Below are 24962 nucleotides of genomic sequence, written 5' to 3'. Positions count from 1 at the left end.
GACTGCGAGCATGCGCGCCGTCACCCAGACCGCCCCCGGAGGACCCGAGACCCTCGTCGTCAGCGAGCTGCCGGACCCGGTCCCCGGGCCGGGCGAGATCCTGGTCGACGTGGCCGCCACGGCGGTCAACCGGGCCGACCTGCTGCAGCGCCAGGGCTTCTACCCGCCGCCGCCGGGCGCATCCGACGTGATCGGCCTGGAGTGCAGCGGCACGGTCGCCGCGCTCGGCGAGGGCGTCACCGGCTGGGCCGTGGGCGACGCCGTGTGCGCACTGCTGGCCGGCGGCGGGTACGCGAGCCGGGTCGTCGTCCCGGCGGGACAGGTGATGCCCGTCCCCGACGGCATCGACCTGGTCACCGCGGCGGCGCTGCCCGAGGTGGCGTGCACCGTGTGGTCCAACGTCTTCATGGTCGCGGCCCTGCGCCCGGACGAGGTGTTCCTCGTGCACGGCGGAGGCGGCGGGATCGGCACGTTCGCGATCCAGCTCGCCGCGGCGTCCGGCGCCCGGGTCTTCACGACGGCCGGCAGCGCCGACAAGCTCGAGCGCTGCCGCGAGCTCGGGGCCGAGGTCGCGATCAACTACCGCGACGACGACTTCGTCGACGTGGTGCGGACGGCGACCGACGGCGCCGGCGCCGACGTCGTCCTCGACAACATGGGGGCCAAGTACCTCGGCCGCAACGTCGACGTGCTCGCCGACGAGGGCCGGCTGGTCATCATCGGCATGCAGGGTGGGTCGAAGGGCGAGCTCGACATCGGGCGGCTGCTGTCGAAGCGCGGCGCCGTGATCGCGACCGCACTGCGCTCGCGGCCGGTCGAGAGCAAGGCCCGGATCTGCGCGTCCGTGGTCGAGCACGTGTGGCCGCTCGTCGCCGACGGGCAGGTGCGCCCGGTGGTGTCCGCCGTCCTCCCCCTGGACGAGGTCGCCGAGGCGCACCGGCTCATCGAGTCCGGCGAGGCCGTCGGGAAGGTCCTGCTCACCCCCTAGGCGCTCACTCCGTCCGCGCGTCGTCGAGGCAGAGGATGTTGTCCTCGCTGTCCTTGAACCACGCGGCGTGACCCATCCCCTCGAGGCCCGCGACGTCGCCGTCCCAGGTGACGCCGGGCAGGTCGTAGTGCTCGAAGGTCAGGCCCCGGTTGCGGAGCTCGTCGACCACCGGGCGGACGTCGTCCACGTGGAGCTGGGCGATGGTGTGCCCCGCCTTCCCCGCGTACTCGGTCTCGTAGACGTTGAAGTCGGTCCCGCCGGTCCGGTAGAGCAGACCGCCGGGGCTCTCCCCCGCCGGCTCGAGGCCCAGCGTCTCGGCGTAGAACTTGCGGGCGCGGCTCAGGTCCGCGGCCGGGATGTTCGCGGTGACCCGGCACTCCTCCAGCAGCATGGCGGCCTCCTCAGGCGCTCTCGAACCAGGGGTGGTGCAGGTCGTGGAAGGTCGCGCCCTTCATGGCGTACTCCAGCTCGCGGCGCACGTCGGCCGGCGGCTCGACCTGCTCGCCCTCGCGGGCCGCGTCCTCGGACGTGAAGGCGATCGTCTCGACGAAGGTGCCGTCGGGCTCGATGGCGAGCGTGCCGCCGAGGATGTCGGGACGCATCTCGTGGAGCATCGTGGTGTCGGCCATCATCGCCTTGAGCCGGCTCGGGTCGTCGACCTTGCCGGTCACGATCTGGACGAAGCCGGCGTCGTCGGAGCCGCCGTCCATGAGCAGTGTGACGTCGTCGCAGTCGTGGAACTCCGGCTTGCCGTCCATGAGCGCGGTGAGCCGCTCCGCCCACGCGCCCTGCTCGGGCCGCTCGGAGTTGGCCATCGCCTCCTCGCGCGAGGCGAAGCGGACGACCGCCATGAGCTGGTCGTCGTCGGTGAAGCCGTAGGTGCCGCCGAGCCAGCCGGTCGCGCCGGGGGCCAGGTCGCGGCGCCACTCGTCCAGCAGCGCCCGGACCTCGTCCTGCCGACTGCAGGCGCACTGGATCATCTGGATGAACATTCGTTGCCTCCTCAGGTCGGTCCCGCCCCCTCGGCAACGTACGCCGGCGCGGCGGCCCGGGCATCACCCAACGAGGGGATCGGTCCGCCCGGGCGGCGTCGCGGGGAGTTGGCTAGGTTGGGGGCATGACCGAGAACGCCTCCGCGAGCGAAGAGCAGATCGTCGTCATCGGACCGGACGGCCAGCCCATCGGCACGGTCCCCGCGTCCGCGGTGGAGCAGGCCCGCGCCGCCGAGGACGACGACGGCGACGGCGAGCGCGCGCTCACCGACCTCGTCGAGCAGCCGGCCAAGGTCATGCGGATCGGCAGCATGATCCGCCAGCTCCTCGAGGAGGTGAAGGCCGCGCCCCTCGACGAGGCCAGCCGCAGCCGCCTCGCCGCGATCCACCGCTCCTCCATCGCCGAGCTCGAGCAGGGTCTCGCCCCCGAGCTCGTCGAGGAGCTGGAGCGCCTCTCGCTCCCCTTCTCCGAGAACGCCACCCCCTCCGAGTCCGAGCTGCGGATCGCGCAGGCCCAGCTGGTCGGCTGGCTCGAGGGCCTGTTCCACGGCATCCAGACCGCGATCTACGCCCAGCAGATGGCCTCGCGCGCGCAGTTCGAGCAGATCCGCCGGGCGCTGCCGCAGGGCATGGGCATCCCCGGGGGGCCGGGCGGCGTCGCGCCGGGGGCGCCGGGTCAGCCGGGACAGCCGGCGCAGGCCGACGACGCGGGTGACGAAGGCCGCTCCAGCGGCATGTACCTGTAGGACTGGCCGAGCGCGTCTCCGGCGCACCCATCGGCAGCAAGCTGCCGGGCACTCGCCTCCCGCCGCGCTGCCGGCTCGGCGCGCCTAGCCCCGCCGGCGGCCGAGCCGCGAGACCAGCACCAGCCCGAGCACGCCGATCAACGCGATCGCCCCACCCGAGGCGAGCACCCGGCCGAGCTCGGGCGGGTTGCCGAGGGGATCGCCGGGGTCGTCGAAGGCGACGGGCTGCGGCGTCGGGGACGGCGGTGCGGTCGGCTCGACCGAGGCGAGGTAGCGGCGCAGCGTGGCGGTGACCCGGGGGGTGATGCCGCCGGGCAGGAGCGCCGTACCGGTGCACGGGTCGGCGACGACGCGGCCACCGCGGTCGTTGGTGAAGAACAGGTAGGCGCGCGCCTTGCGCACGGTCGGGTCGACGTCGGCGGGCCAGTCGATGGTGACCAGGACCTGCTTGTCCTTGTCGATGTCGCCGCGGAAGGGCCGCTCGACGGCGACCAGGTAGCCGATCCGCTTCGCGTCGCCCGCGGTCGGCTGGACGGCGCGCACGGTGCCGGCGAAGACGTCGTCGGCGGGCAGCGCGCGGGCGTCGATCTCGGCCTCGTCGGTCAGGTCGAGCGCGTCGCACATCGCCGGGTACGCCGCGGGCGCGGTGGCCGGCTCCGGGACGGCGACCGGCGCGGCGGTGGCACCGGCCGGGGCCGCGGGCGCGAGCGCCAGGACCGCGAGCAGGGCCGGCGGGAGCAGCCGGCGGGCGGAGGAGGTCACGCCTCCATCCCACCAGATCCGGGTGCGGGGAACCAGCGACCGATCTCGAGCGCGGCGCCGTCGTCGTCGACGGAGGCGGTGACCGCGTCGGCGATCTCCTTGACCTCGTCGATGGCCTGACCCATCGCGACCCCGCGCCCGGCCCACTGCAGCATCTCGATGTCGTTGCGCCCGTCGCCGATGGCGAGGACGTCGGCCCGGTCGACGCCGAGCTGCTGGCAGACGTACTCCAGGCCGGAGGCCTTGGAGACGCCGACGGGCGCCAGGTCGAGCCAGGCGGTCCAGCCCACGACGTAGTCGGTGCCGTGCAGGCCGAGGTTGGCGGCGAGCGCGACGAAGTCCTCGGCGGTGGCCTTGGGATCGCGGATGATCACGCGGCTGACCGGCTCGGCGACCATGTCGGCGACCGCGGCGACGCTGGTCGAGCCGCCGAGCTCGCCGTCGGGGAAGGGCGCGGAGACCCGGTAGCCGACCCCGCGCTCCTCGACGGCGACGAGCGCGTCGGGGTGCTGCTCGAGGACGGCGGCGACGGCCGCGCGGGCGTCGAAGGTGACCTCGTGGACCACCTCGGCCGGCGGGTAGCGCAGCACGACCGCGCCGTTGGCGGCGACGATCCAGATCTTCTCGCCGTGCCCGTGCAGGTCGAGCTTGTCGGCGACGTCGGTCATGTTGTGCGGCGCCCGCCCGGACGAGAGGACGACGTGCGCGCCGGAGTCGAGGACCCGCTGGACGGCGTCGTGCACCGCCGGCGTGACCTCCTCGTGGCTCATCCCGAGCCCGGCGACCCAGCGCAGGAGGGTGCCGTCGATGTCGAGGGCGACCAGCCGCGGCCGCCAGGGCCGCTCGTCAGGCACCGGTGACCTCGGCGACCGGCGTCAGCACCTCGAGGCCGCCCAGGTAGGGCTGCAGCGCCTTCGGCACGCGGACCGATCCGTCGGCCTGCTGATGGGTCTCGAGGACCGCGACGATCGTCCGGGTGATCGCGGTGAGCGTCCCGTTGAGGGTGGCGATCGGGCCGGTCTTGTCGCCGAAGCGGCCGCGGGTGTCGAGCCGGCGGGTCTGGAAGTCGGTGCAGTTGGACGTCGAGGTCAGCTCGCGGTACTTGCCCTGCGTGGGGATCCACGCCTCGCAGTCGAACTTGCGGATCGCGCTCGCCCCGAGGTCGCCCGCCGCGATGTCGACGACCTGGTAGGCGAGCTCGAGCTTGTCGAGGAACTCCTTCTCCCAGGCCAGCAGCCGCTCGTGCTCGGCGGCGGCGTCCTCGAGCGTGGTGTAGACGAACATCTCGACCTTGTCGAACCAGTGGACCCGGATGATCCCCTTGGTGTCCTTGCCGTGCGAGCCGGCCTCCTTGCGGAAGCAGGGGCTGAACGAGGCGTACCTCCTGGGCAAGGACCGGCCATCCAGCAGCTCCTTGGAGTGGTACGCCGCCATCGGCACCTCCGAGGTGCCGACGAGGTACATCTCCTCGCCCTCGATCCGGTAGATGTCCTCGCCGCCGCCCTGGTCGAGGTAGCCGGTGCCCTCCATCGCCTCGCGGCGGACCAGCGACGGCGCGATCACCTGCGTGAACCCGGCGTTGCGTGCCTGGTCCATGGCCAGGTTGACCAGCGCCAGCTCGAGCTGGGCGCCGATGCCGGTGAGGAAGTAGAAGCGGCTGCCGCTGACCTTGGCGCCGCGCTCGAGGTCGATCGCGCCGAGCAGCCGGCCGAGCTCGATGTGGTCGCGCGGCTCGAAGCCCTCGGCCGCGAAGTCGCGCGGCGTCCCGACCTGCTCGAGGACGACGAAGTCGTCCTCGCCGCCCGTCGGCGTCGCGTCGGCGACGACATTGGGGATCGCCTTGAGCGCGTCGGTCCAGGCGCCCTCGGCGTGGGTCTGGGCGACCTCGAGGTCCTTGACCTCGGCCGAGAGCGCCTTGACCTGGGCGAGCAGCGCCTGCTTCTCCTCGCCCTGGGCCTGGGCGACCTGCTTGCCGAACGTCTTCTGCGCCGCGCGCTTCTCCTCGTACGCCGCGATGGCGCCGCGGCGGGCGGCGTCGGCGTCGAGCGCCCGGTCGACCACCTCGGAGGACGCGCCGCGCTTGGTCTGCGAGGCGCGGACGCGGTCGGGCTCGTCACGGAGGATGCGCGGGTCGATCATGGCGCTCAGGCTATCCGCCAGGGGTCAGTAGAGCGCGATCCGGTCGGGGGCGGGGAAGAGCGCGTCCAGCTCGGCCAGGTCGTCCGCGGTCGGCACCCACTGGTCGGCCGCGGCGTTGGCCGCGACCTGCTCGGGCGACGTGGCGCCGGCGATGACCGAGGTCACCGGCTCCTGGGCCAGCAGCCAGCCGATCGCGACGGTCACCTCGGAGACGCCGCGGGCCCGGGCGAACGCGGAGTACGCCTGCAGGGTCGGCGAGACGGCGTCCTCGAGCAGGTGCTGGCGGGTGGTGCTGAGCCGGGTGCCGGCGGGCGCCTTGCCGTCGGCGTACTTGCCGGTGAGCAGGCCGTTGGCGAGCGGGAAGTACGGCAGCACGCCCAGCCCGAGCTCGCGCGAGGCGGGCAGCACCTCGAGCTCGGCGCGGCGGTCGGTGAGGTTGTAGTGGTTCTGCGCGGAGATGAAGCGCTCGACGCCGAGCGCACGGGCGACGTACTCGGCCTGCGCGATCTGCCAGCCGGACCGGTTGGAGTGGCCCAGGTAGCGGACCTTGCCCTCGCGGACGAGGTCGTCGAGCGCCGAGAGCGTCTCGTCGATCGGCGTGCGGAGGTCGGGCGTGTGGAACTGGTAGAGGTCGATCCAGTCGGTGCCCAGGCGGCGCAGCGACGCCTCGACCGCGGTGCGGATGTAGCGCCGCGACCCGCGCGCGTCGAAGTCCGGGCCGTTGATCCCCTTCATGTCCATGCCGAACTTCGTGGCGAGGACGATCTCGGAGCGCCGCGCACCCAGCGCCTTGCCCAGCCGCTCCTCGGCGAGACCGGGCGTGGCGCCGTACGTGTCGGCGACGTCGAAGAGCGTGATGCCGGCGTCGAGGGCCGCGCCGATCACGCGGTCGGTGCCCTCCTGCGACTCGGTGGCGGCGCCCGGGCGGCCCAGGTTGTTGCAACCGAGACCGACGCGGGAGACGACGAGGCCGGAGCGGCCGAGGGTGGCGTGCGACGGGGAGGTCATGTCTCGACCGTAGAGCGTCGCGCAACGGCCGATAAACTCCGCTGGTGCTCGACCGTCCCCGCCAGACCCCGTTGCTGTCCGCGCTGGTCTGCCTCGGCCTCTTCGCCGCGATCGCCCTCTGCGTCGCCGCGGAGCTGTCCTGGCTCACCGACCTCGACAGCCACGGCGAGGCCGCCCGGCAGTGGGCCGGCGACCGCAGCTGGCTGGAGCACCCGCTCCGCGTGATCGAGGTCGCCGGCGGCACCCTCTGGATGACGATCGCGACCATCGTCTTCGCCGCCGGCGGGCTGCTGCGCGGGCACCGCCGGGCGGGCATCCTCATCGCCGTCGTGATGGCGGCGACCGCGCTCATCACCTACTTCACCAAGATGTTCGTCGGCCGCGGCCGGCCGCTCTGGCAGGACCCCGAGTACTTCCTGCACTCCAACGCCTTCCCCTCCGGGCACAGCTCCGCCGCCGCGGCCTTCGCCGGCCTGGTGATCGTCGTCGCGGCCATGCTCGTGCGGCGCACCGCGATCCGCCGGCTGATCTGCACCCTCGCGGTCCTCGCCTGGGCGCTCGTCGCCGCCGACCGGATCCTGCTCGGGCGCCACTACCCCAGCGACGTCCTCGGCGGGACCCTGCTCGGCGTCGGCGTCCTCCTCCTCGGCATCGCCCTCTACAACCCGCTGCCGCGCAGCCACGCCCTCAAGGCCGAGCCGCTGCCGGAGCCGTTCCCGTCGGCACGCCGGCTGGCCGTCGTCCTGAACCCGATCAAGGTCGAGTCGGTCGAGAACTTCCAGACGATGGTCACCCAGATGGCCCTCGAGTCCGGCTGGAACAGCCCCCAGTGGTTCTTCACCACCGTCGAGGACTCCGGCACCGGCCAGGCCGAGCAGGCCGCCGTCAACGGCGCCGACCTGGTCATCGTCTGCGGCGGCGACGGCACCGTCCGCGAGGTGTGCGCCGAGCTCGCCGGCACCGGCATCCCCGTGGGCGTCGTCCCGGCCGGCACGGGGAACCTCCTCGCCCGCAACCTCGAGATCCCCCTCTTCATCCGGGCCGCCATCGACATCGCCCTCACCGGCCAGGACCGCGCCATCGACATGGTCGAGGTCGACGGCGACGGCATCGAGCCCACCCACTTCATGGTGATGGCCGGCATGGGCTTCGACGCCGCGATCATGGAGGGCGTCAACGAGGACCTCAAGAAGAAGGTCGGCTGGCTCGCCTACGTGCTCTCCGCCCTCAAGGGCCTGATGTTCCCCACGATGAAGCTCGAGATCTCCGTCGACGGCGGCCCCTTCACCAAGCACCGCGCCCGCACCTGCGTCATCGGCAACGTCGGCAGCCTCCAGGGCGGCATGAACCTCCTGCCCGACGCCACCATCGACGACGGCCTCCTCGACGTCGTGCTCCTCTACCCGCGCCGCTTCCTCAGCTGGATCCCCCTCGTGCTGCGCGTCATGACCCGGCGCGAGCACAACGCCGGCGAGTCGGTCGCCCGGATGACGGGGCGCACGGTCGTCGTCCGGGCCTCGGGGGAGGTCCCCCGCCAGCTCGACGGCGACACCATCGGGCTGGGCTCGGAGCTGCGGATGGAGTGCGTGCACGGACGGGTCCTCGTGCGGGTGCCGCGCACGGTCTGAGCCGCCGCGAAAGGAGCGCGGCGCAGGCAAGGCGGCCGCGTAGGCAAGGCGGCCGCGTAGCGGCGGCGCGGACGAAGTCCGTGCCGGCACCCCGCGCCGCCAAGCCGGCCGTCAGGGCCCCGCAGTCAAGGACGCCGAAGGCGCCGCGCAGCGGACCGAGCGAAGCGAGGGTCCTTGACGGCGGGAGACGGCCGGCTAAGCGCGGCCGCCACCGCAACCCCGCTCACCAGCCCCCGGCAGCACCGCCGACGAGCACCTACATCCGCGCCATCCGCGCGTGCGCGACCGCCTCACCCTCCTCCGGCGACAGCTCCTGCTCGCCGGCCCACGCCGCGACCGACTTGGCGTAGGTCCGGGCCTCGTTGCGTCCCCGGATCGACGTCAGCACGACGCCGTCGCCCGCGTCGTCGAGCAGGGCGAGCGACCAGGACAGCCGGCCGCCCATCTCGTCGAACGCGTCGTACCGGACGACGGCCAGGTGGCGCAGGGCGCCCGCGGCCTCGGCGCGGAGGGCGGCGACCTCGCGGCGGAGGCCGGCGGCGTCGGCGGGGAGGTCGTCCCCGGCCTCCGCAGGCGTACGACGTCCGCTGCGCAGCGCGACCACCAGGGCAGCGGCAGCGACGACGAGGGCGAGGAGCGCGAGGACGACGGCCATGGCCCCGACGGTAGTCAACGAGACGGCGCCGGGAGCGGCCACGCGCCGCCACTACGATGCGGGCATGGTCCGTATCGCGTACCAGGGGGAACCCGGCGCCAACTCGCACATCGTGTGCAAGCAGCACTACCCGGACGCGGAGGCGGTGGCCTGCGCGTCGTTCGAGGACGTGTTCGCGGCGGTGAGCAGTGGTGACTGCGACCTGGCGCTGATCCCGATCGACAACTCGATCGCGGGGCGGGTGGCCGACATCCACCACTTCCTGCCCGAGTCGGGCCTGCACATCATCGCCGAGCACTTCCTGCGCATCCAGTTCCACCTCATGGTGAACCCGGGTGCGACGGTCGACACGCTGCGCACGGTGCACAGCCACGTCCACGCGCTGGGCCAGTGCCGCAAGATCATCCGCGAGCTCGGCCTCACGCCGATCATCTCGGGCGACACGGCGGGTGCGGCGCGCGAGGTGGCGGAGGCGGGTGACCCGACGCAGGCGGCCATCGCGCCGCCGCTGGCGGCTGAGATCTACGGGCTCGAGATCCTGCGCGAGGACGTCGAGGACGAGGACCACAACACCACGCGGTTCGTGCTGCTCTCACCGGACTTCGTCCAGGCGCCGCAGGACAACGGCCCGGTGGTGACGAGCTTCGTCTTCAACGTCCGCAACCTGCCGGCCGCGCTCTACAAGGCGCTCGGCGGCTTCGCGACCAACGGCATCAACATGACCAAGCTCGAGAGCTACATGGTCGGCGGCCACTTCGCCGCGACCCAGTTCCTCGCCGAGGTCGACGGCCACCCCGACGACCCGGGGCTGAAGCGGGCGCTCGAGGAGCTGACGTTCTTCACCACCGACATCAAGGTGCTCGGCGTCTACCCGGCGGACCCGACCCGCGGCTGACTAGGGTGGGGCCATGGCGAGCCCACCGAGCGCCGGAGTCGACAGCGAGGTCGGGCGGCTGCGCTCGGTCCTGCTCCACCGCCCCGGCCCCGAGCTCGAGCGGCTGACGCCGCACAACCACGACCGGCTGCTGTTCGACGGCATCCCCTGGGTCGGGCAGGCGCAGGACGAGCACGACGCGTTCGCCGCGGCCCTGCGCGAGCGGGACGTCGAGGTGCTCTACCTGACCGACCTGCTCACCGACACCCTCCGGGACGACGACGCGCGGGCCGCCGTCGTCGACACCACCCTCGCCGGCCGGAGCGGGCGCGACCTCGGCGACGCCGTCCGCGGGCACCTGCGGGCGCTGTTCCTCGACGCGGCGCCCGAGGACCTCACCCGGCTGCTGACCGCCGGCGTGCGCAACGACGAGGTGCGCGTCGGCACGGGCGCCACGCTCGTCACGTCGCTGCTCGCCCCCGACGGCTTCCTCGTCGACCCGCTGCCCAACCTGCTCTTCACCCGCGACTCCGCCGTGTGGGTGCGCGACCGGGTGGCGGTGACCTCGCTGGCCACCGAGGCGCGCCGCCGCGAGGCGCACCTGACCGACCTCGTCTACCGGCACCACCCGCGCTTCGCCGGCACCGGGCTGCTCCACGGGCACGACCGGGAGCCGGTCGAGGGCGGCGACGTGCTGCTGCTCGCCCCGGGCGTCCTCGCCGTCGGGGTCGGCGAGCGGACCACCGCGGCCGGCGCCGAGCGGCTCGCCCGCGAGGCGTTCGCGGCGAGGGTGGCGACCACACTGCTCGCCGTCCCGATCCCCCGCGAGCGCGCCACCATGCACCTCGACACCGTCTGCACGATGGTCGACGTCGACCGGGTGGTGATGTACCCCCACGTCGCCGACTCCCTCACGGCGTACGCCGTCACCGAGCACGAGCCAGGCTCGGGCGAGCTGCGGGTGGCCGCGCCGGAGCCCTTCCTCGTGGCCGCCGCGAAGGCGATGCAGATCGACACGCTGCACCGGATCGAGACCGGCCTCGACCCGGTCACCGCCGAGCGCGAGCAGTGGGACGACGGCAACAACACGCTCGCGCTCGCGCCCCGGCTGGCGGTCGCCTACGAGCGCAACGACGCCACCAACGCCTGCCTCGAGGCGGCCGGGATCGAGGTCGTCCGGATCGCCGGATCGGAGATCGGATCGGGGCGCGGCGGGCCCCGCTGCCTGAGCTGTCCGGTGCTGCGCGACCCGCTCGTCGTCCCCGAGGGGTAACGCGACTTACCGGAACACGTTGTTGCAGTAGGTCTCCCGCGCCGCCGCCGATGACACTAGGGTCGACGGTGACGGCCGAGCGAAAGGGTCAGCATGGCAACGTTCTTCGAGCACTTCTCCCCCCAGGAGATCGCGCGGATCAGCGCGACCGGTCGGCGGGTGAAGCTCCCCGAGGGCTGGTCGCCGATCTGGGAGGACACCCCGGCCGACAAGGCCTACATCCTCCTGTCGGGCACGGTGTCGGTCCGTCGCGACGGCGCGGAGATCGCGCAGCTCGGGCCCGGCGACATCGTCGGCGAGGCCGCGATCGTCGGCAAGCGGCTGCGCAACGCCACCATCGTGGCGCTCACGCCGCTCGACACGATCCACCTCACCGACGAGACCCTGCGCGAGCTGGACGCCGAGTGGCCGGCCTTCCACGACGCGCTCGTCGAGGTCGCGCAGTCGCGCCTCGGCACCGCGGGCTGACCGTCCCGTGACCTCGTCGGACGACCCCGCCGGTGACGGCGGGGTCATCGGCGCGCTCGAGGCCCACCTCCTCGGCGCGCGGCCCGCGCTGACCCAGCACGACGTCGCGGCGCGGGCCGGCGTCCCGGTCGCGACGGCCAACGAGCTGTGGCACCTGCTCGGCTTCGCTCACGTCCCCGACGACGAGGTCGCCTTCACCGATGCCGACGTCCGCGCGCTGGAGCTGACCAACGACCTGATCGCGCTCGGCGTCCTGAGCCAGGAGCGCCAGGACGGCCTGGTCCGGACCTGGGGCCGCAGCTTCGCCCGGCTGGCCGACTGGCAGGTCGCGCTCCTCGCCTCGGTCGCCGAGGAGATGGGCGCGGACCCCACCGAGGGCCTGCTCGCCGTCTCCGACGAGGTGATGCCGCGCGTCGAGGAGCTGCAGAGCTACGTCTGGCGCCGCCACCTCCTCAGCGCCGCGGCCCGGCTGCTCGCCGAACGGTCCTCGGGGCCCTCGGCCATGCTCGCCGTCTGCTTCGTCGACATCGTCGGCTACACCTCGCGCTCGCGGACCCTCTCGGACCGCGAGCTGGTCGGCTGGCTCGAGTCGTTCGAGTCCACCGTGCTCGGCCTCACCGTCGACCGCGGCGGCCGGATCATCAAGAACATCGGCGACGAGCTCCTCATCGTCGCCGACTCCGCCGACGCGCTCGCCGAGGTCGCCCTCGAGCTCACCCGCCGCGGCGCCGACCCCGACGACCCGTTCCCGGCGGTCCGCGCCGGCATCGCGTACGGCGAGGTGGTCACCCGGCTCGGCGACGTCTTCGGCCCCGTCGTCAACATCGCCGCCCGGCTCACCTCCGTCGCCCGCCCGAGCTCGGTGCTCGTCGACCTCGGTGCCTACGAGGCGCTGTCCGGCCGCGCCGACGACGACACCGACGAGCACCCCGACCACGACCACGCCGGGGGCTATCGCTTCCGCCGCCTGCGCCGGGTCTCGGTGAAGGGCTACTCGCGGCTCAAGGTCTGGGCGCTCCAGCCCGCCTGAGCCCCCGTCGTACCGGACAAAATGGTCGTGAATCAGGCGATTTCGCGACCATTTTGTCCGGTACAACGGGGCGGAGGTCAGCGGATGGTGACCTGGCGGTTGGCCAGCCCGTTGCGGGCCGAGCGCTGCTCGGTGGTGAGGTCGGAGGTGTCCGCGAGGGCGGCGTCGAGCTGGGCCTTGAAGGCGGCGGCGGGCTCCTCGAGGGCCTCGGCGCCGGTGCCGACGGGGAGGTCCCACACGGGGGTGAGGAGGCCGTGGGCGCGGAACATGCCGACGAAGCGGGCGTCGGGGACGATGACGTCGTCGCCGGTGACGTGGAGGCGGGCGAGCGCGTCGAGGAGGGCGTCCTCGGGCTCGGGCATCACCCAGCGCAGGTGCTCCTTGGCGCCCATCCGGGTCCAGTACGCCGCGGTGACCTCGGTCAGCCGGGCGGTCGGGGCGGCGGCGCCGTCGGCCTGCTCGAGCGCCTGGGCGAGCTCGGAGCTGGGGTCCATGTCGGAGACCCAGTAGTCGAAGCCCTCGTGGACCTCGACGGCGAGGTCGCCGTCCGCGACGAGGTCCTGCAGGCGCGGGCCGGGTCCGGGCGGGTTGGTCAGGCCGATCATGCCGGCGCCGGGCTCGGCGGCGAGCGCCTCGAGAAGGACGGCGCCCAGGTCGCGCGCCGGGTCGCCGAAGGCGTGCTGGACCTGGAGCCCGAGCCACACCTCGCCGCTGTCACGGACCAGTGCGGGCGCCGCCATGGGGAGCAGGGTGCAGAGCTTGACCACGCGGTCGGCGTGCTCGCCGGTCAGGGCGAGGGTGGCCGTCGCGGCGGGGACGAGCTCGCGCATCGCGACGATGTCGCACTCCGAGGGGAGGCCCTCGAAGGGACGCTTGACGAAGACCTGGCCGCCACCGGGCGCGCCGTGGCACGCCTTGTAGCGCTTGCCCGAGCCGCAGGGGCAGGGCTGCCGCGGGCCGACCTCGCCGGCCGGGATCTCGGACGCGGACTTGGTGCGGTTCTTCTTCGCCATGCGGCAGAAACTACTGGTTGCCTCCGAAGCGGTCGTCGAGCAGGTCGAGCATCAGCCGCGGCCGGTCGCTGATGACCGCCTTGACGCCGAGGTCGAGGCAGCGCTGGAGGTCCTTCTCCTTGTTGACCGTCCACACGTGGATGTCGCGCCCGCTGCGACCGATCGAGTCGGCGACGCGGGGGTGGTCGCGGATCATCTTGATGCCGGGTCCGATCACCCAGTCGCGGCCGACGACCCGCTTGAGCATGGGCCAGTAGTTCGGCTTGTCGAGGAGCTGCACGAGGCGGACCTCCGGGGCCAGCCGCTCGACGCGCTGCAGCGCGGTGAACGAGAAGCTCATCACCCGGACGGGCGCGCCGGCGCGGTCCCACCCGAAGTCGCGGAGCATGTCGACCAGGCGCTTCTCGACCAGCCCGCCGTACCGGGTGGGGTGCTTGGTCTCGATCGCGACCTCGACCCGCCGGTCGTAGTCGGCGACCGTCTCGAGCAGCTTGCGGAGGGTGAGGACGCCGCGCAGCGCCTCGTCCTCGTCGGGCGCCTCGTCGTCGAGCTCGGCCCACGGGTTCTTCCAGGCAGCGAAGTCGAGCTCGGAGAGCTCGGCGAGGTCCATCGTGGAGACGAGCCCCTTGGTGGACGCCGTCCGACGCAGGTCGCGGTCGTGGACGCAGACGAGGTGCCCGTCGGCGGTGAGCCGGACGTCGCACTCGAGACCGTCGGCGCCGGCGTCCAGCGCCTCGAGGTACGCGCCGAGGGTGTGCTCGGCGAGCTCGTGACTGGCGCCTCGGTGGGCGACCACCTGCGGTCGGTGGGTGGGCACGGACCAAGTGTGGCAGGGCCGGGGCGCCAGGGTTCTCAGGGTCGGCTCCGGGGACGACCGGGGTCGTTCCCCGATGTGCGGACGGCGGCCACCGGGCACCGTGGAGGCATGAGCAACTACGACAGCTACCCGAACCCGCCGGCCTCCTCGCACCGCCGGCTCACCCGCCGCCAGGACAACAAGATGGTGGCCGGCGTCTGCTCCGGCGTCGCCGACCACTTTGGCGTCGACCCGACGCTGGTGCGGATCCTGCTGGTCGCCGCCGTCGTGTTCGGCTTCGGCACCGGGATCATCCTGTACCTCGCCGCGTGGTGGCTGATGCCGGAGGCCTGAGCCGGCCGGCTCTCCCCCTACGCTGGCGCCGTGCCCGACCTCGTCGCCCGACTGCGCGCCGCCGGCTGCGTGTTCGCCGAGGAGGAGGCCGCGCTGCTGGAGTCCGCCGCCCGCTCCCCCGAGGAGCTCGAGGTGCTGACCCGGCGGCGGATCGCCGGCGAGCCGCTGGAGCACGTGCTCGGCTGGGTCGACTTCGACGGCGGACGGGTCGCGGTCGAGGCCGGAGTGTTCGTGCCGCGGCAGCGGACGGCGTACCTCGTCGAGCTCGCGGCGGAGCGGCTGACACCGGAGGCCACGGTCGTCGACCTGTGCTGCGGCAGCGGCGCGCTCGGCCTGGCCCTCGCCCGCCGGCTCCCGGGGCTGACCGTCATCGCGGCCGACGTCGACCCGCGCGCCGTGGCGTGCGCGGCGCGCAACCTGGCCGCCGTCGGCGGGACCGCCGTCACCGGCGACCTCGACGCGCCGCTCCCGGACGCACTGCGCGGCCGGGTCGACGTCATCGTCGCCAACGTCCCCTACGTGCCCAGCGCCGCGGTGGCGCTGATGCCGCCCGAGTCGCGCGACCACGAGCCGCGCGGCACCGTCGACGGCGGCGCCGACGGGCTGGACCTGCTCCGTCGGGTCGCCGCGCTCGCCCCGCGCTGGCTGCGGCCGGGCGGCGCGCTGCTCTCCGAGGTCGCGGACGGCGACCAAGCGGAGGCCGCTCGCGCGGCCTACGCCGCCGCCGGGCTCACGGCCCGGCTCGACCACGATGACGAGCGCGAGGCGACCGTCGTCACCGGGGTGCGGTCCGCCGCAGCATCCCGTCGGCACTGATCCGGCCGGCGCCGAGCGCGCCGATCACGAGCGCCACCGCGCCGATCACCATGACGAGCTCGCCCCCACCCTCGCCGACGAAGATCCCGCTGCCGCGGTGGGCGAACCACCAGGCGCCGAGCATGTCGAGGGCGACGAGCAGGGCGGCGAGCGGCGTGAGCAGCCCGGCGATGAGGAGGACGCCGCCACCGAGCTCGGTGAGTGCGGCGAACGTCGCGGCCGCCCGCGGCAGCGGGACGCCCATCTGGTCGAAGCTGGCGCTGGTCCCGCTCAGCGTGTACTCGTCGAGCTTCTGCCAGCCGTGCGCGACGAGGACGACGCCGAGCAGCACGCGTGCCGCGAGCAGGGCGACGTCCTGGGCGGCGGTGGGAAGGGGTCCGAGAAGACGTGTCATGGCCCTGACTCCACCAGGTCCATCCAAATCGACGATATGCGAACACCCCCTAGAAACCTGAGGATTCTCCTTCCCAGGCGAGACCTGCGTCACTAGCGTGAGGCGGAGCCGACCGTGGGCGCGCGGTCACCTCTTCTCTCGGGAGCTCCCATGCCGCCGCTTCGCACGACCCTCCTCGCCGCCGTCGCCGTGGTGGCGACCGTGGGCCTCAGCCTGTTCCCACCGATCGCCACGGTGACGTCCGCATCCGCGGCTCCCGCCGCCGCGGCCCCCACCACCGACACCGACGGTGACGGCCTGCTCGACGACTGGGAGGTCAACGGCTACGACGCCGACGGCGACGGCGTCATCGACGTCGACCTGCCGGCGCTGGGCGCCGACCCACGCCACCAGGACCTCTTCGTCGAGATGGACGCGATGCCCGGGCTGCGGCCACCGGTCACGGTCCTCGACCGGGTGGTCGACGTGTTCGCCTCCGCGCCGGTCGGCAACCCCGACGGGACCACCGGTGTCCGGATCCACCTCGACGGCGGCGCCTACGCCGGGCGCACGACGTACGACCTCGGGGGATCGAACCAGGTCCCGCTCGACACCGACCTCTCCCCCTACGCCGCCGAGATCCGCGCGATCCGCAACGCCCACTTCGCGCCCGCACGGGCCAAGATCTTCCGCTACATGGTCTGGGCCGACCGCTACAACGGCGACTGCAGCAGTGGCGTGGCGCTCGGCATCCCGTCCGACACCTTCGTCGTGACGCTCGGCGACACGTGCCGCTGGGCGCGGACCGACGACCAGATGGTCGGCACCTTCGTCCACGAGCTCGGCCACACGCTCGGGCTGCGCCACGGCGGCGTCGACGACACCCACTACAAACCCAACTACCTCAGCGTCATGAACTACTCGTTCCAGCTGGCCGGCGTCCCGCGCACGAGCGGGGCGTCCTACTTCGGCTACTCCGACGACGCCTACCCGGTCCTCGACGAGCGCTCGCTCGTCGAGTCGCGCGGCCTGGGGCTGGGCGCCGCCGGCTGGCGGACGATCTGGTACTGCCCCGGCTCGGGTGCGGCGCGGACCAGCGGCGACGCCGCGGCCGGCATCGACTGGAGCTGCAACGGCTCGGTCTCCACCGGTCCGGTCAGCGCCGACATCAACAAGAACGGACGGACCGGCATCCTGACCGCCCAGGACAACTGGGCCAGCCTGCGCTTCAAGGGCGGCTCGGTCGGCTACGGCGCCGCGCCGGCCGACGAGGCGCCTCAGCAGCGCGTCGAGATCGGCCCGGACCGGTTCCGGCTCGACCCGCCGGCCGCGCTCGAGGAGCTGACCAAGCACGAGGCGGACCTGCTCCGGCAGGGGCGGCGGCCGTGACCGGCGGCGCCTAGGGGCGCAGGAACCGCGGCGCGAGGCTCGCGCCGACGCCGGCGAGGTGCTCGACGAGCTCGCCGGCGTCGATCTCGACCAGCCCGGAGCGCCAGGCCAGGACGGTCTCGACGAAGCCGCCGATGCCGAGCAGCACGCTGATCCGCAGGCCGGTCTCGTCGGCGTCGGGGCGCAGGTAGGGACGGGCGAGGTCGATGAGCAGGTCGACGGCGAGCTGGATCGTCTCGCGCCGCCGCTGCTCGAGGATCGCGCTGCCGGCGTGGTCGCCGAAGACGATCTGCGCGCGGTGCGGCTCGTCGCCGATGTGGTGGACGACGGCCGCGAGCGCGGCCCGCAGCTGGACGAGCGGGTCGTCGTCGCCGTGGGGGGCGATCGCGCCGAGGATCATGGCGAGCGTCTCGTCGCGGACCTGGTCCCAGATCGTCGCGAGCAGGGCGTCGCGGTCGGCGAAGCTCTCGTAGAAGTACCTGTCGGTGAGCCCGGCCCGGGCGCAGACGCCGCGCATGGTCACCGCGGCCCAGCCGCTCTCCTGCCAGATCTCCTGGGCTGCGACGAGCAACGCCTCGCGCCGCTCGGCCCGGCGCTGCTCGGCCGACTTGCCGCCGTAGCGCCGGCGGGGCGCGGGGGCGTCGGCGCGGGCGGCATCCATACGAGCATCTTGACGGCACCCGCCCGCAGAATGCAATGTGAGGGCATGCGCCTTCACAATGCGGTGCCCGCCCGCGGCTCCCTGCGCAGCCGGCTCGCCGCCGACCTGACCTCGGTGACGCTGCGCCCGCTGACCTCCGTGATCCCGATGAACCGCACGGGCATCCGGTTCTCGCGGCGGCTCGTGGCGAGCAGCCTGTGGGCGTTCGGCCCGCCGCTGCGCGGCAGCCGGATCGTGCGGGTCGAGCACCCGCACCTGGCCGAGGCCGGGCCGACCGCGCGGGGCGAGTGGGTCCGGGCGCCGCGCGCCGGCCGCGACGACGCGGTCGTCCTCTACGTGCACGGCAGTGCCTACACGATCTGCTCGGCGCGCACCCACCGCGGCATCACCACCCGGCTCTCGGCGCGCACCGGCCTGCCGGTCTTCGCCTGCGACTACCGGCTCGCGCCGTCCCACCGCTTCCCGAGCGCGGCGGACGACGTCCGCGCGGCCTACGACTGGCTGCTCGGCGAGGGCCACGACCCGGCCCGGATCGTGCTCGCCGGCGACTCCGCGGGCGGCCACCTGTGCGTCGACCTTGCGCTCGAGCTGGTCCGCGAGGGACGGCCCGCGCCGGCGGCGCTGGTCGCCTTCTCGCCCGTGCTCGACCTGACCATGTCGCTGGCCGCCGCCCGTGAGCGGATGCGCCGCGACCCGATGATCTCCGCGGCCAAGGCGGCGCGGATGCTCGACCTCTACCTCGCCGGCCACGACCCGCAGGCGCCGCGGCTGCGGTTCTCGTTCGACGGCGCCGACCGCTTCCCGCCGACGCTGGTCCAGGCCGGCGCGCGGGAGATGCTCGCCGCCGACGCGGTCGAGCTGGCCCGCGGCCTCTCGTCGGCCGGCGCCGACTGCCGGCTGGAGGTCTGGCCCGACCAGATGCACGTCTTCCAGGCGCTGCCGCGCGTCGTCCCGGAGGCGGAGCGGGCGCTCGACGCCGCGGCCGCGTTCGTCGACGAGCAGCTCGAGATCCAGCGCCGGCGCGGCGCGCTCACCCTCGTACGACCGGCCAAGGAGGCCTGACATGGGACACCGACGGACCAAGGACGCGGATGCCGTCGTCACCGGCGCCGGGAGCGGCATCGGCCGGGCGTTCGCGCGCGAGCTCGCCCGCCGCGGCGGACGCGTGGTGTGCGCCGACATCGACGAGACCGGCCTCAAGGAGACCGTCGCCGCCATCGAGTCGGCCGGCGGCCGGGCCCTCGCTGTCGACTGCGACGTCGCCGACGTCGCGCAGGTCCAGCGGGTGCACGACACCGCGCTCGACTGGCTCGACGGGGCGCCGCGGATCGTCGTCAACAACGCCGGCATCGGCGCCGGCGGCCGGGTCGTCGGCGACGCACCCCTCGGCGACTGGCAGCGCACGCTCGGCGTCAACCTGTGGGGCGTCATCCACGGCTGCCACGTGTTCACACCGACGCTGCGGGCCGCCGGACGCGGCGGCATCGTCAACGTGGCGTCGGCGGCCGGCTTCACCGCCGCACCGCGGATGGGCGCCTACAACGTGAGCAAGGCCGGCGTGGTCAGCCTCTCCGAGACGCTGGCCGCCGAGCTCGCCGGCACCGGCGTCGCCGTGACCGTGCTCTGCCCGACGTTCGTCAAGACCAACATCTTCGACGGTGACCTGATCGACCCCGGCGCCGCGGGACTGGCCCGCCGGATCGCCGGCATCGCCGGGTTCTCGGCCGACCGGGTCGTCCGCACCACGCTCGACGCCCACGACAAGGGCCGCCTGTACGTCGTCCCGCAGCTCGACGCGCAGCTCCTCTGGCGCACCAAGCGGCTGCTCCCCGCCCCCTACACCCGCGTCGCCGGCCTGATCGGCCGGTTCGCCCCCGACCCCGAGGAAGGTGCCGACCGATGAGCGCCACGACCTTCGACTTCGACCAGATGCTGCAGACCATCAAGGACAAGCAGTGGTCGCTCGCCGACATCGACTGGGACGCCCCCGGCGCCGAGACGATGACCGACGAGCTGCGCGCCAAGATGCAGCCCTTCATGGCCGACCTCGTGTGGATCGAGCACGTCGGAGCGCGCGGCTTCGCCTCGCTCGCCAAGAAGGCCCCGACCCCCACGATCAAGCGGATCTACGAGTACTTCCACGCCGAGGAGCAGAAGCACGCCAACGCCGAGCTCGCGCTGATGAAGCGCTGGGGGATGCTCGACGCCGAAGGCAACCCGCCCGAGCCCAATGTCAACGTCAAGCTCGCGATCAAGGTGCTCGACGACTACGGCGACACGATCCCGCTGACCGGCCTGGCCACGCTGATCCCCCTGCTGGAGTGCGCGCTCGACGGCGCGCTCGTGAAGTTCCTGCTCGAGGAGGTCACCGATCCCGTCTGCCACGAGGTGTTCCGGCACATCAACTCCGACGAGGCCCGGCACATCACCGTCGACTTCCAGGTGCTCGAGCTGATCGGCGCGGGCCCGCTGCACAAGCTGGTCATCGAGTCGGCCGCGCTGCTGCAGCCGCAGGTGATCATCGGCCTGATCGTCGTCTTCACGCCGCTCATCAACAAGATGCGCGACAACATCGTCGCGATGGGCCTGCCGGAGCAGAAGCTCTACAACGCGGTGAAGAGGTTCGCCACGATCGGCTCGCGCGGTCCGCACACGGCCCGCATCCCGGCGTACCACGTGCTCAAGGCACAGGCCGCGATGATCATCGACCGCACCTCGCCGTACCACCGGCTGCTGGCCGACCCGATGGTGAAGCTCACCTCGTTCGTCCCGGCCAAGGTGCTCGGCCGCCCGCAGGCGTGGGTGGACGAGCTGACCCACGAGCCGATCGCGTCATGACGGTCTCGACAGGCTCGACCTCCGGCTTCCGGGGCGAGGTGCTCTGCGGCACCGCCTGGCGAGGCCGCGCGTTCACCGGCCGGAGCGTCGCCGTGATCGCCCCCGGCCGTGAGGCGGCGGTGATCGTCCCCGAGGTGGTGCGGACGGCGCGCCAGGTCAAGGTCTTCCAGGAGGAGCCGGACTGGCTGCTCCCGCTCCCCCTGCCGCTGCCGCGCGTGCTGGCCCGGCCGGCGGCCCGGCTCAGCCTGCGGCTCCAGGTCCGCGACCCGTGGACCCGCCGGCGGCTCACGCCCGACGCCCGCTTCAACCGGCACCGCCCGCGGGTCGACGGCCGCTACTACGCGGCCCTCCAGGAGCCCCACTGCACGCTCATCTCGTGGCCCGTCTACGCGCTCGTGCCAGGTGGGGTCCGCAGCGCCGAAGGCATCGAGCACCACGTCGACTGCATCATCCTCGGCGAGTCCGCCGCCCAGCGAGAGGACCTCTGCGCATGACCGTGCTCCCCCAGCCCGACCAGCCCGACCAGCCCGACCACGAGGTCGTCATCATCGGCGGCGGCTTCTCCGGCATCGGTGCCGCGATCCTGCTCTCCCGGGCGGGCTTCGCCGACTACCTGCTGCTCGAGGCCGGCGACGGCCTCGGTGGCGCGTGGCACTGGAACACCTATCCGGGGGTCGCCGTCGACATCCCGTCGTTCAGCTACCAGTTCTCGTTCGAGCAGGTCGCCGGCTGGTCGCGGGTCTACGCGCCGGGACGCGAGCTCAAGGCGTACGCCGAGCACTGCGCCGACAAGTACGACGTCCGCCGCCGCACGCGGCTCCGCACCACCGTCACCGCCGCGACCTTCGACGACGACGCCCACCTGTGGCGGCTCGACCTCGCCGACGGGGCCGCGATCACGGCCCGGCACGTGGTCAGCGCGACCGGCGTCCTCACCCAGCCGAAGCTGCCCGAGATCGACGGTCTGGCCGACTTCGCCGGCACGGTCATGCACACCGCGCGCTGGGACCACTCCGTCGACCTGACCGGCCGCCGGGTCGCGGTGATCGGCACCGGCGCCTCGGCCGTCCAGGCGATCCCCCACGTGGCGCGGCAGGCCGCGCACCTGACCGTCTTCCAGCGGACGCCGATCTGGTGCCTGCCCAAGCCCGACTCCCCCCTGCCCGGCCTGGCGCGCACCGCGCTGCGCGCCGTCCCCGGCGCCCGGCGGGCCACCCGGCTGGCGAGCCAGGCGTTCGTCGAGGCGACGTTCCCGGTCGCCGCCCACTTCGCGGGCCTGGTCCCCGTCGCGGCCGTGGGCGAGCGGATCGGGCACGCCTACCTGCGCCAGGCGGTGCGCGATCCCGCCGTCCGCGCGGCGCTGACGCCGTCGTACGCGCTGGGGTGCAAGCGGCCCAGCTTCTCCAACGCCTACCTGCCGACGTTCAACCGGGCGAACGTGACGCTCGAGACCGCGGGCATCGCCACGATCACGCCGGGCGGCGTCCGCACGGCCGAGGGGGTCGAGCACGACGCCGACGTCCTCGTGCTGGCGACCGGCTTCAAGGTCTTCGAGAAGGGCAACATGCCGCCGTTCACCGTGCGCGGGGCCGGCGGCGCGGACCTGGAGAAGTGGTGGGAGGAGAACCGCTTCCAGGCCTACCAGGGCGTGAGCGTGCCGCAGTTCCCCAACTTCTTCACGATCCTGGGGCCGTACGGCTACAACGGCTCGTCGTACTTCAACCTGATCGAGACGCAGAGCGCCCACATCGTGCGGGCCCTGCGCCAGGCGCGCAAGGTCGGCGCGACCCGGGTCGAGGTGACGCCCGAGGCGAATGCGGCCTACTTCGCGAGCGCCCTGGGACGGCGCCGGCACCAGGTGTTCTTCCAGGACTCGTGCGGTCAGGCCAACAGCTACTACTTCGACGCCAACGGCGACGTGCCGTTCCGCGCCGCGACGACGCTCGAGACGATGTGGGCCGCGCGGCGCTTCCCGCTCGACGCCTACGCCTTCACGGGTTGAGCACGGCCTCGCCGGCGACCTGGTCGAGCAGCGCGGTGAGTCCGGGCTTGTCGCCGGCCCGGCCGGTCACGGAGACCTCCAGGGACACCGTGCCCTGGTCGCCCTCGCGCCACCGGAAGTAGTTGTTGCGCAGCCGGCCCTCCTTGTCGCGGAAGGTGAAGTACACCGCCTCGTGGGTCTGCTGGTAGACGTCCACGTCCCTGAGGTCCGGCGACGCCTTGAGCTCGCCGACCTTCTGCGCGATCTGCTCGGCCATCGTGTTCTTCGTGTCGAGGACCCGCGCCCGCAGGCTGTACCCGCCGCGCAGCGGCTCGTCCGCGGGCCGCCACCGGACCTGGGCGCGTTGGTCGACCTGCTCGTCCGGCAGGAGGTCGGCATCGCTGCCGTCGGCGCTGATCGCGTAGGCGGCCCAGCCGCGCGGCACCGGGTAGCTCCACACGACGCCGTTCAGCCGGACCTCGTGGGTGTCGTAGCGCTGCTTCGCGTCGAGCACCAGCGGCGCGTAGGTGATGTCGGCAGCCGGCGACGAGCTGCCCGACGGCTCACCCGACGGCTCACCGGTCGGCTGCCCCGACGAGCCACCTCCGTCGTCGCCGCGGACGACCCGGGTGACCCCGAAGGCGATCGCGAAGGTCACCACGAGCACCAGGAGCGCCAGCAGCAGGGGGCGGAGCCACCCGGCGCCCCGGGCCGGCGACGGCGCCGGCAGGGGCGGAGGCGGCGGCGGTCCGCCCAGCGCCACCGTCGTGGCCTCGCTCGCGCCGCGCAGCCCGGCCACGAACGACGGCACGTCGGGCCAGCGGTCGCCGGGCTCGAGCTGGAGTGCCCGGAGCAGCGGCCCGTCGTAGGTGGAGGGGACGTCCGCCACCCGCGAGGGCGCCGGCGGCAGCTCGGGGGTGGCGAGCGCACCGATCCCGCCCTCACGGACGAGGCGGCCGGTGAGCAGGTGGTAGCCGACCGCACCGAGGGCGTGGACGTCGGCGCGCAGGTCGAGGCCGATCCCGGTCGCCTGCTCGGGCGCCATGTAGCTGGGGGTGCCGACGACCTGGGTCAGCCCGCTCGCGTGGAGCATCGCCTTGGCGACGCCGAGGTCGGCGACGAGGACCCGCTCGCCGCCGTCGGGCGTGGAGCGCAGCAGCAGGTTCTGCGGCTTGATGTCGCGGTGGATGATCCCGTGCCGGTGCAGCACCGCGATGCCGTCGCCGGCCTGGCTGAGCAGGTCGACCATCCGCTCCGGCGCGACCGGGCCGTCGGCGAGCAGGTCGGCGAGCGAGCCGCGGTCGGCGTACGACATCACGAAGTACGGCGTCCCGTCGACCGCGCCGATGTCGTAGACCCGGACGACGTGGTCGCTGTCGGCCCGGCGCAGGATCCGCGCCTCCTCGAGGAAGCGGTCGCAGACGTCGGTGCGCTGCGCCCAGTTGTCGGCGAGCGCCTTGACCGCGACGGGCGAGTCCAGCTCGTCGTCGTGGTAGAGCCAGACGGTCGCGAAACCACCGGCTCCGATCCGGTCGACGCGGCGGAGCCTCCCGAGTCGTTCCGGCAGGGACACGGTGCGTATTGTGCCCGAGAGGTCCGGAGTCACTCGGGGAGGCAGGCCATGGACGAGCCGATCGATCTCGACGATCTCGCGCTGCGCGCGGCCGCCGGCGACCGCACGGCGCTCGACGACCTGCTCGCCGCCATCCAGCCGCGGGTCCGCCGGATCTGCGGGCGGATGCTGCTGCACCCCCAGGACGCCGAGGAGGCCACCCAGGACGCCCTGCTCCTGGTCGCCACCAAGATCGGCACGTTCGCCGGGCGCAGCCGCTTCACCACGTGGCTGCACGCGGTCGCGTCCAACAGCGCCCGCACCACCTACCGCTCCCTCAAGCGCCGCGCGGCCGAGCACAGCGTCGACGAGATGCCCGTCGCCGCCGACCCGCGCACCACGAGCGTCATCGCCGGCAGCCGGCTCGACCTGCTCGAGGCGCTCGAGGTGCTCGCCTCGACCCGGCCCGAGCTGGTCGAGCCGCTGGTGCTGCGCGACATCCAGGAGCTCGACTACAACGAGATCGCGCAGCTGCTCGACGCCCCGCTCGGCACCATCAAGTCGCGGATCCACCACGCCCGCCAGGCGGTCCGGCCGCTGCTGCGGGTCGACGAGGGCTGAGCCCC

The 24962-nt window shown here is 73.4% G+C and carries 28 protein-coding genes; 16 read left to right on the top strand and 12 right to left on the bottom strand.

Features of this window, described 5'->3' with window-relative positions; translation table 11 throughout:
• Positions 1–10: 10 nt before the first annotated feature.
• On the top strand, positions 11–988 hold the full coding sequence (locus BM223_RS00500) for an NAD(P)H-quinone oxidoreductase (RefSeq protein ID WP_038682443.1): 978 nt from the start codon (positions 11–13) through the stop codon (positions 986–988).
• 4 nt (positions 989–992) lie between these two features.
• Here the strand turns inward: BM223_RS00500 and BM223_RS00495 are convergent, their stop codons facing one another.
• Both BM223_RS00495 and BM223_RS00490 read right to left on the bottom strand, forming a co-directional pair.
• The gene (locus BM223_RS00495) at positions 993–1379 is read right to left on the bottom strand and encodes a VOC family protein (protein WP_200887031.1); all 387 of its coding nucleotides are present in this window, start codon (positions 1377–1379) and stop codon (positions 993–995) included.
• 10 nt (positions 1380–1389) lie between these two features.
• A complete protein-coding gene (locus BM223_RS00490; protein WP_038682446.1) occupies positions 1390–1980 on the bottom strand; it encodes a hypothetical protein in 591 nt (196 codons plus the stop codon).
• 125 nt (positions 1981–2105) lie between these two features.
• Here BM223_RS00490 and BM223_RS00485 point away from each other — a divergent pair, with 125 nt between their 5' ends.
• Positions 2106–2726 (top strand): bacterial proteasome activator family protein, encoded by a 621-nt coding sequence (locus BM223_RS00485; protein WP_038682448.1) that lies wholly within the window; start codon positions 2106–2108, stop codon positions 2724–2726.
• 84 nt (positions 2727–2810) lie between these two features.
• On the opposite strand, the gene BM223_RS00480 is transcribed toward BM223_RS00485, so the two are convergent.
• The 4 genes from BM223_RS00480 to BM223_RS00465 are packed head-to-tail and all read right to left on the bottom strand — an operon-like array spanning position 2811 to position 6635.
• Positions 2811–3488, bottom strand: coding sequence for a hypothetical protein (locus BM223_RS00480; RefSeq protein ID WP_038682450.1), 678 nt, complete (start codon positions 3486–3488; stop codon positions 2811–2813).
• Complete coding sequence (locus BM223_RS00475; protein WP_038682452.1) at positions 3485–4342, bottom strand: HAD family hydrolase; 858 nt, start codon at positions 4340–4342, stop codon at positions 3485–3487. The genes BM223_RS00480 and BM223_RS00475 overlap by 4 nt, the downstream gene beginning before the upstream one ends.
• Positions 4335–5627: a serine--tRNA ligase gene (gene serS / locus BM223_RS00470; protein WP_038682454.1), complete on the bottom strand. Its 1293-nt coding sequence runs from the start codon at positions 5625–5627 to the stop codon at positions 4335–4337. Before serS ends, BM223_RS00475 begins: the two co-directional genes overlap by 8 nt.
• Positions 5628–5651: 24 nt before the next feature.
• Positions 5652–6635, bottom strand: a complete 984-nt coding sequence (locus BM223_RS00465; RefSeq protein ID WP_038682455.1) for an aldo/keto reductase — start codon at positions 6633–6635, stop codon at positions 5652–5654.
• Between the two features lie 44 nt (positions 6636–6679).
• On the opposite strand from BM223_RS00465, the gene BM223_RS00460 reads away from it, so the two are divergent.
• Positions 6680–8263 carry a bifunctional phosphatase PAP2/diacylglycerol kinase family protein gene (locus BM223_RS00460; RefSeq protein ID WP_038682457.1) on the top strand — a complete coding sequence of 528 codons (1584 nt, stop codon included), beginning with the start codon at positions 6680–6682 and terminating at the stop codon, positions 8261–8263.
• A gap of 256 nt (positions 8264–8519) precedes the next feature.
• Here BM223_RS00460 and BM223_RS00455 read toward each other — a convergent pair whose 3' ends face one another.
• Complete coding sequence (locus tag BM223_RS00455) at positions 8520–8918, bottom strand: DUF4446 family protein (RefSeq protein WP_038682459.1); 399 nt, start codon at positions 8916–8918, stop codon at positions 8520–8522.
• Positions 8919–8982: 64 nt separating this feature from the next.
• Here BM223_RS00455 and BM223_RS00450 point away from each other — a divergent pair, with 64 nt between their 5' ends.
• From BM223_RS00450 to BM223_RS00435, 4 genes are all read left to right on the top strand, one after another.
• A complete protein-coding gene (locus BM223_RS00450; RefSeq protein ID WP_038685517.1) occupies positions 8983–9813 on the top strand; it encodes a prephenate dehydratase in 831 nt (276 codons plus the stop codon).
• Between the two features lie 13 nt (positions 9814–9826).
• Positions 9827–11065 (top strand): arginine deiminase, encoded by a 1239-nt coding sequence (locus tag BM223_RS00445; protein WP_038682461.1) that lies wholly within the window; start codon positions 9827–9829, stop codon positions 11063–11065.
• Between the two features lie 93 nt (positions 11066–11158).
• Positions 11159–11533 carry a Crp/Fnr family transcriptional regulator gene (locus tag BM223_RS00440; RefSeq protein ID WP_038682463.1) on the top strand — a complete coding sequence of 125 codons (375 nt, stop codon included), beginning with the start codon at positions 11159–11161 and terminating at the stop codon, positions 11531–11533.
• A gap of 7 nt (positions 11534–11540) precedes the next feature.
• Positions 11541–12563 (top strand): adenylate/guanylate cyclase domain-containing protein, encoded by a 1023-nt coding sequence (locus tag BM223_RS00435; protein WP_038682464.1) that lies wholly within the window; start codon positions 11541–11543, stop codon positions 12561–12563.
• 77 nt (positions 12564–12640) lie between these two features.
• On the opposite strand, the gene BM223_RS00430 is transcribed toward BM223_RS00435, so the two are convergent.
• Positions 12641–13576, bottom strand: coding sequence for a DUF5926 family protein (locus BM223_RS00430; RefSeq protein ID WP_038682467.1), 936 nt, complete (start codon positions 13574–13576; stop codon positions 12641–12643).
• Positions 13577–13586: 10 nt separating this feature from the next.
• Positions 13587–14393 carry a glycerophosphodiester phosphodiesterase gene (locus tag BM223_RS00425; RefSeq protein WP_038682468.1) on the bottom strand — a complete coding sequence of 269 codons (807 nt, stop codon included), beginning with the start codon at positions 14391–14393 and terminating at the stop codon, positions 13587–13589.
• 108 nt (positions 14394–14501) lie between these two features.
• On the opposite strand from BM223_RS00425, the gene BM223_RS28155 reads away from it, so the two are divergent.
• Positions 14502–14726: a PspC domain-containing protein gene (locus BM223_RS28155; protein WP_038682470.1), complete on the top strand. Its 225-nt coding sequence runs from the start codon at positions 14502–14504 to the stop codon at positions 14724–14726.
• 30 nt (positions 14727–14756) lie between these two features.
• Positions 14757–15542: a putative protein N(5)-glutamine methyltransferase gene (locus tag BM223_RS00420; protein WP_038682471.1), complete on the top strand. Its 786-nt coding sequence runs from the start codon at positions 14757–14759 to the stop codon at positions 15540–15542.
• Here BM223_RS00420 and BM223_RS00415 read toward each other — a convergent pair.
• Complete coding sequence (locus tag BM223_RS00415; RefSeq protein ID WP_038682473.1) at positions 15502–15936, bottom strand: DoxX family protein; 435 nt, start codon at positions 15934–15936, stop codon at positions 15502–15504. The two genes, BM223_RS00420 and BM223_RS00415, sit on opposite strands and share 41 nt — an antisense overlap.
• Positions 15937–16086: 150 nt before the next feature.
• On the opposite strand from BM223_RS00415, the gene BM223_RS00410 reads away from it, so the two are divergent.
• On the top strand, positions 16087–17304 hold the full coding sequence (locus tag BM223_RS00410) for a zinc metalloprotease (RefSeq protein ID WP_052139126.1): 1218 nt from the start codon (positions 16087–16089) through the stop codon (positions 17302–17304).
• Between the two features lie 10 nt (positions 17305–17314).
• On the opposite strand, the gene BM223_RS00405 is transcribed toward BM223_RS00410, so the two are convergent.
• Positions 17315–17965: a TetR/AcrR family transcriptional regulator gene (locus BM223_RS00405; protein ID WP_038682475.1), complete on the bottom strand. Its 651-nt coding sequence runs from the start codon at positions 17963–17965 to the stop codon at positions 17315–17317.
• 45 nt (positions 17966–18010) lie between these two features.
• On the opposite strand from BM223_RS00405, the gene BM223_RS00400 reads away from it, so the two are divergent.
• The 5 genes from BM223_RS00400 to BM223_RS00380 are packed head-to-tail and all read left to right on the top strand — an operon-like array spanning position 18011 to position 22805.
• Entirely contained in the window at positions 18011–19027 is a 1017-nt protein-coding gene (locus tag BM223_RS00400) for an alpha/beta hydrolase (protein ID WP_052139127.1), read from the top strand.
• A 1-nt stretch (position 19028) separates the two neighbouring features.
• Complete coding sequence (locus BM223_RS00395; RefSeq protein WP_038682478.1) at positions 19029–19868, top strand: SDR family NAD(P)-dependent oxidoreductase; 840 nt, start codon at positions 19029–19031, stop codon at positions 19866–19868.
• The gene (locus tag BM223_RS00390; RefSeq protein ID WP_038682480.1) at positions 19865–20803 is read left to right on the top strand and encodes a ferritin-like domain-containing protein; all 939 of its coding nucleotides are present in this window, start codon (positions 19865–19867) and stop codon (positions 20801–20803) included. Before BM223_RS00395 ends, BM223_RS00390 begins: the two co-directional genes overlap by 4 nt.
• Entirely contained in the window at positions 20800–21297 is a 498-nt protein-coding gene (locus BM223_RS00385) for an NAD(P)/FAD-dependent oxidoreductase (protein ID WP_038682482.1), read from the top strand. The genes BM223_RS00390 and BM223_RS00385 overlap by 4 nt, the downstream gene beginning before the upstream one ends.
• Positions 21294–22805: a flavin-containing monooxygenase gene (locus tag BM223_RS00380; RefSeq protein ID WP_052139128.1), complete on the top strand. Its 1512-nt coding sequence runs from the start codon at positions 21294–21296 to the stop codon at positions 22803–22805. Before BM223_RS00385 ends, BM223_RS00380 begins: the two co-directional genes overlap by 4 nt.
• Here BM223_RS00380 and BM223_RS00375 read toward each other — a convergent pair.
• Positions 22795–24357, bottom strand: a complete 1563-nt coding sequence (locus BM223_RS00375; RefSeq protein ID WP_052139129.1) for a serine/threonine-protein kinase — start codon at positions 24355–24357, stop codon at positions 22795–22797. The genes BM223_RS00380 and BM223_RS00375 overlap by 11 nt on opposite strands.
• Positions 24358–24405: 48 nt before the next feature.
• On the opposite strand from BM223_RS00375, the gene BM223_RS00370 reads away from it, so the two are divergent.
• Complete coding sequence (locus BM223_RS00370) at positions 24406–24957, top strand: RNA polymerase sigma factor (protein WP_038682484.1); 552 nt, start codon at positions 24406–24408, stop codon at positions 24955–24957.
• Positions 24958–24962 lie beyond the last annotated feature (5 nt).

Origin of the sequence: Pimelobacter simplex, from assembly GCF_900114845.1 — a bacterium.
Classification (GTDB): Bacteria; Actinomycetota; Actinomycetes; order Propionibacteriales; family Nocardioidaceae; genus Nocardioides; species Nocardioides simplex.
This window is presented reverse-complemented; position numbering and strand designations above follow the sequence as displayed.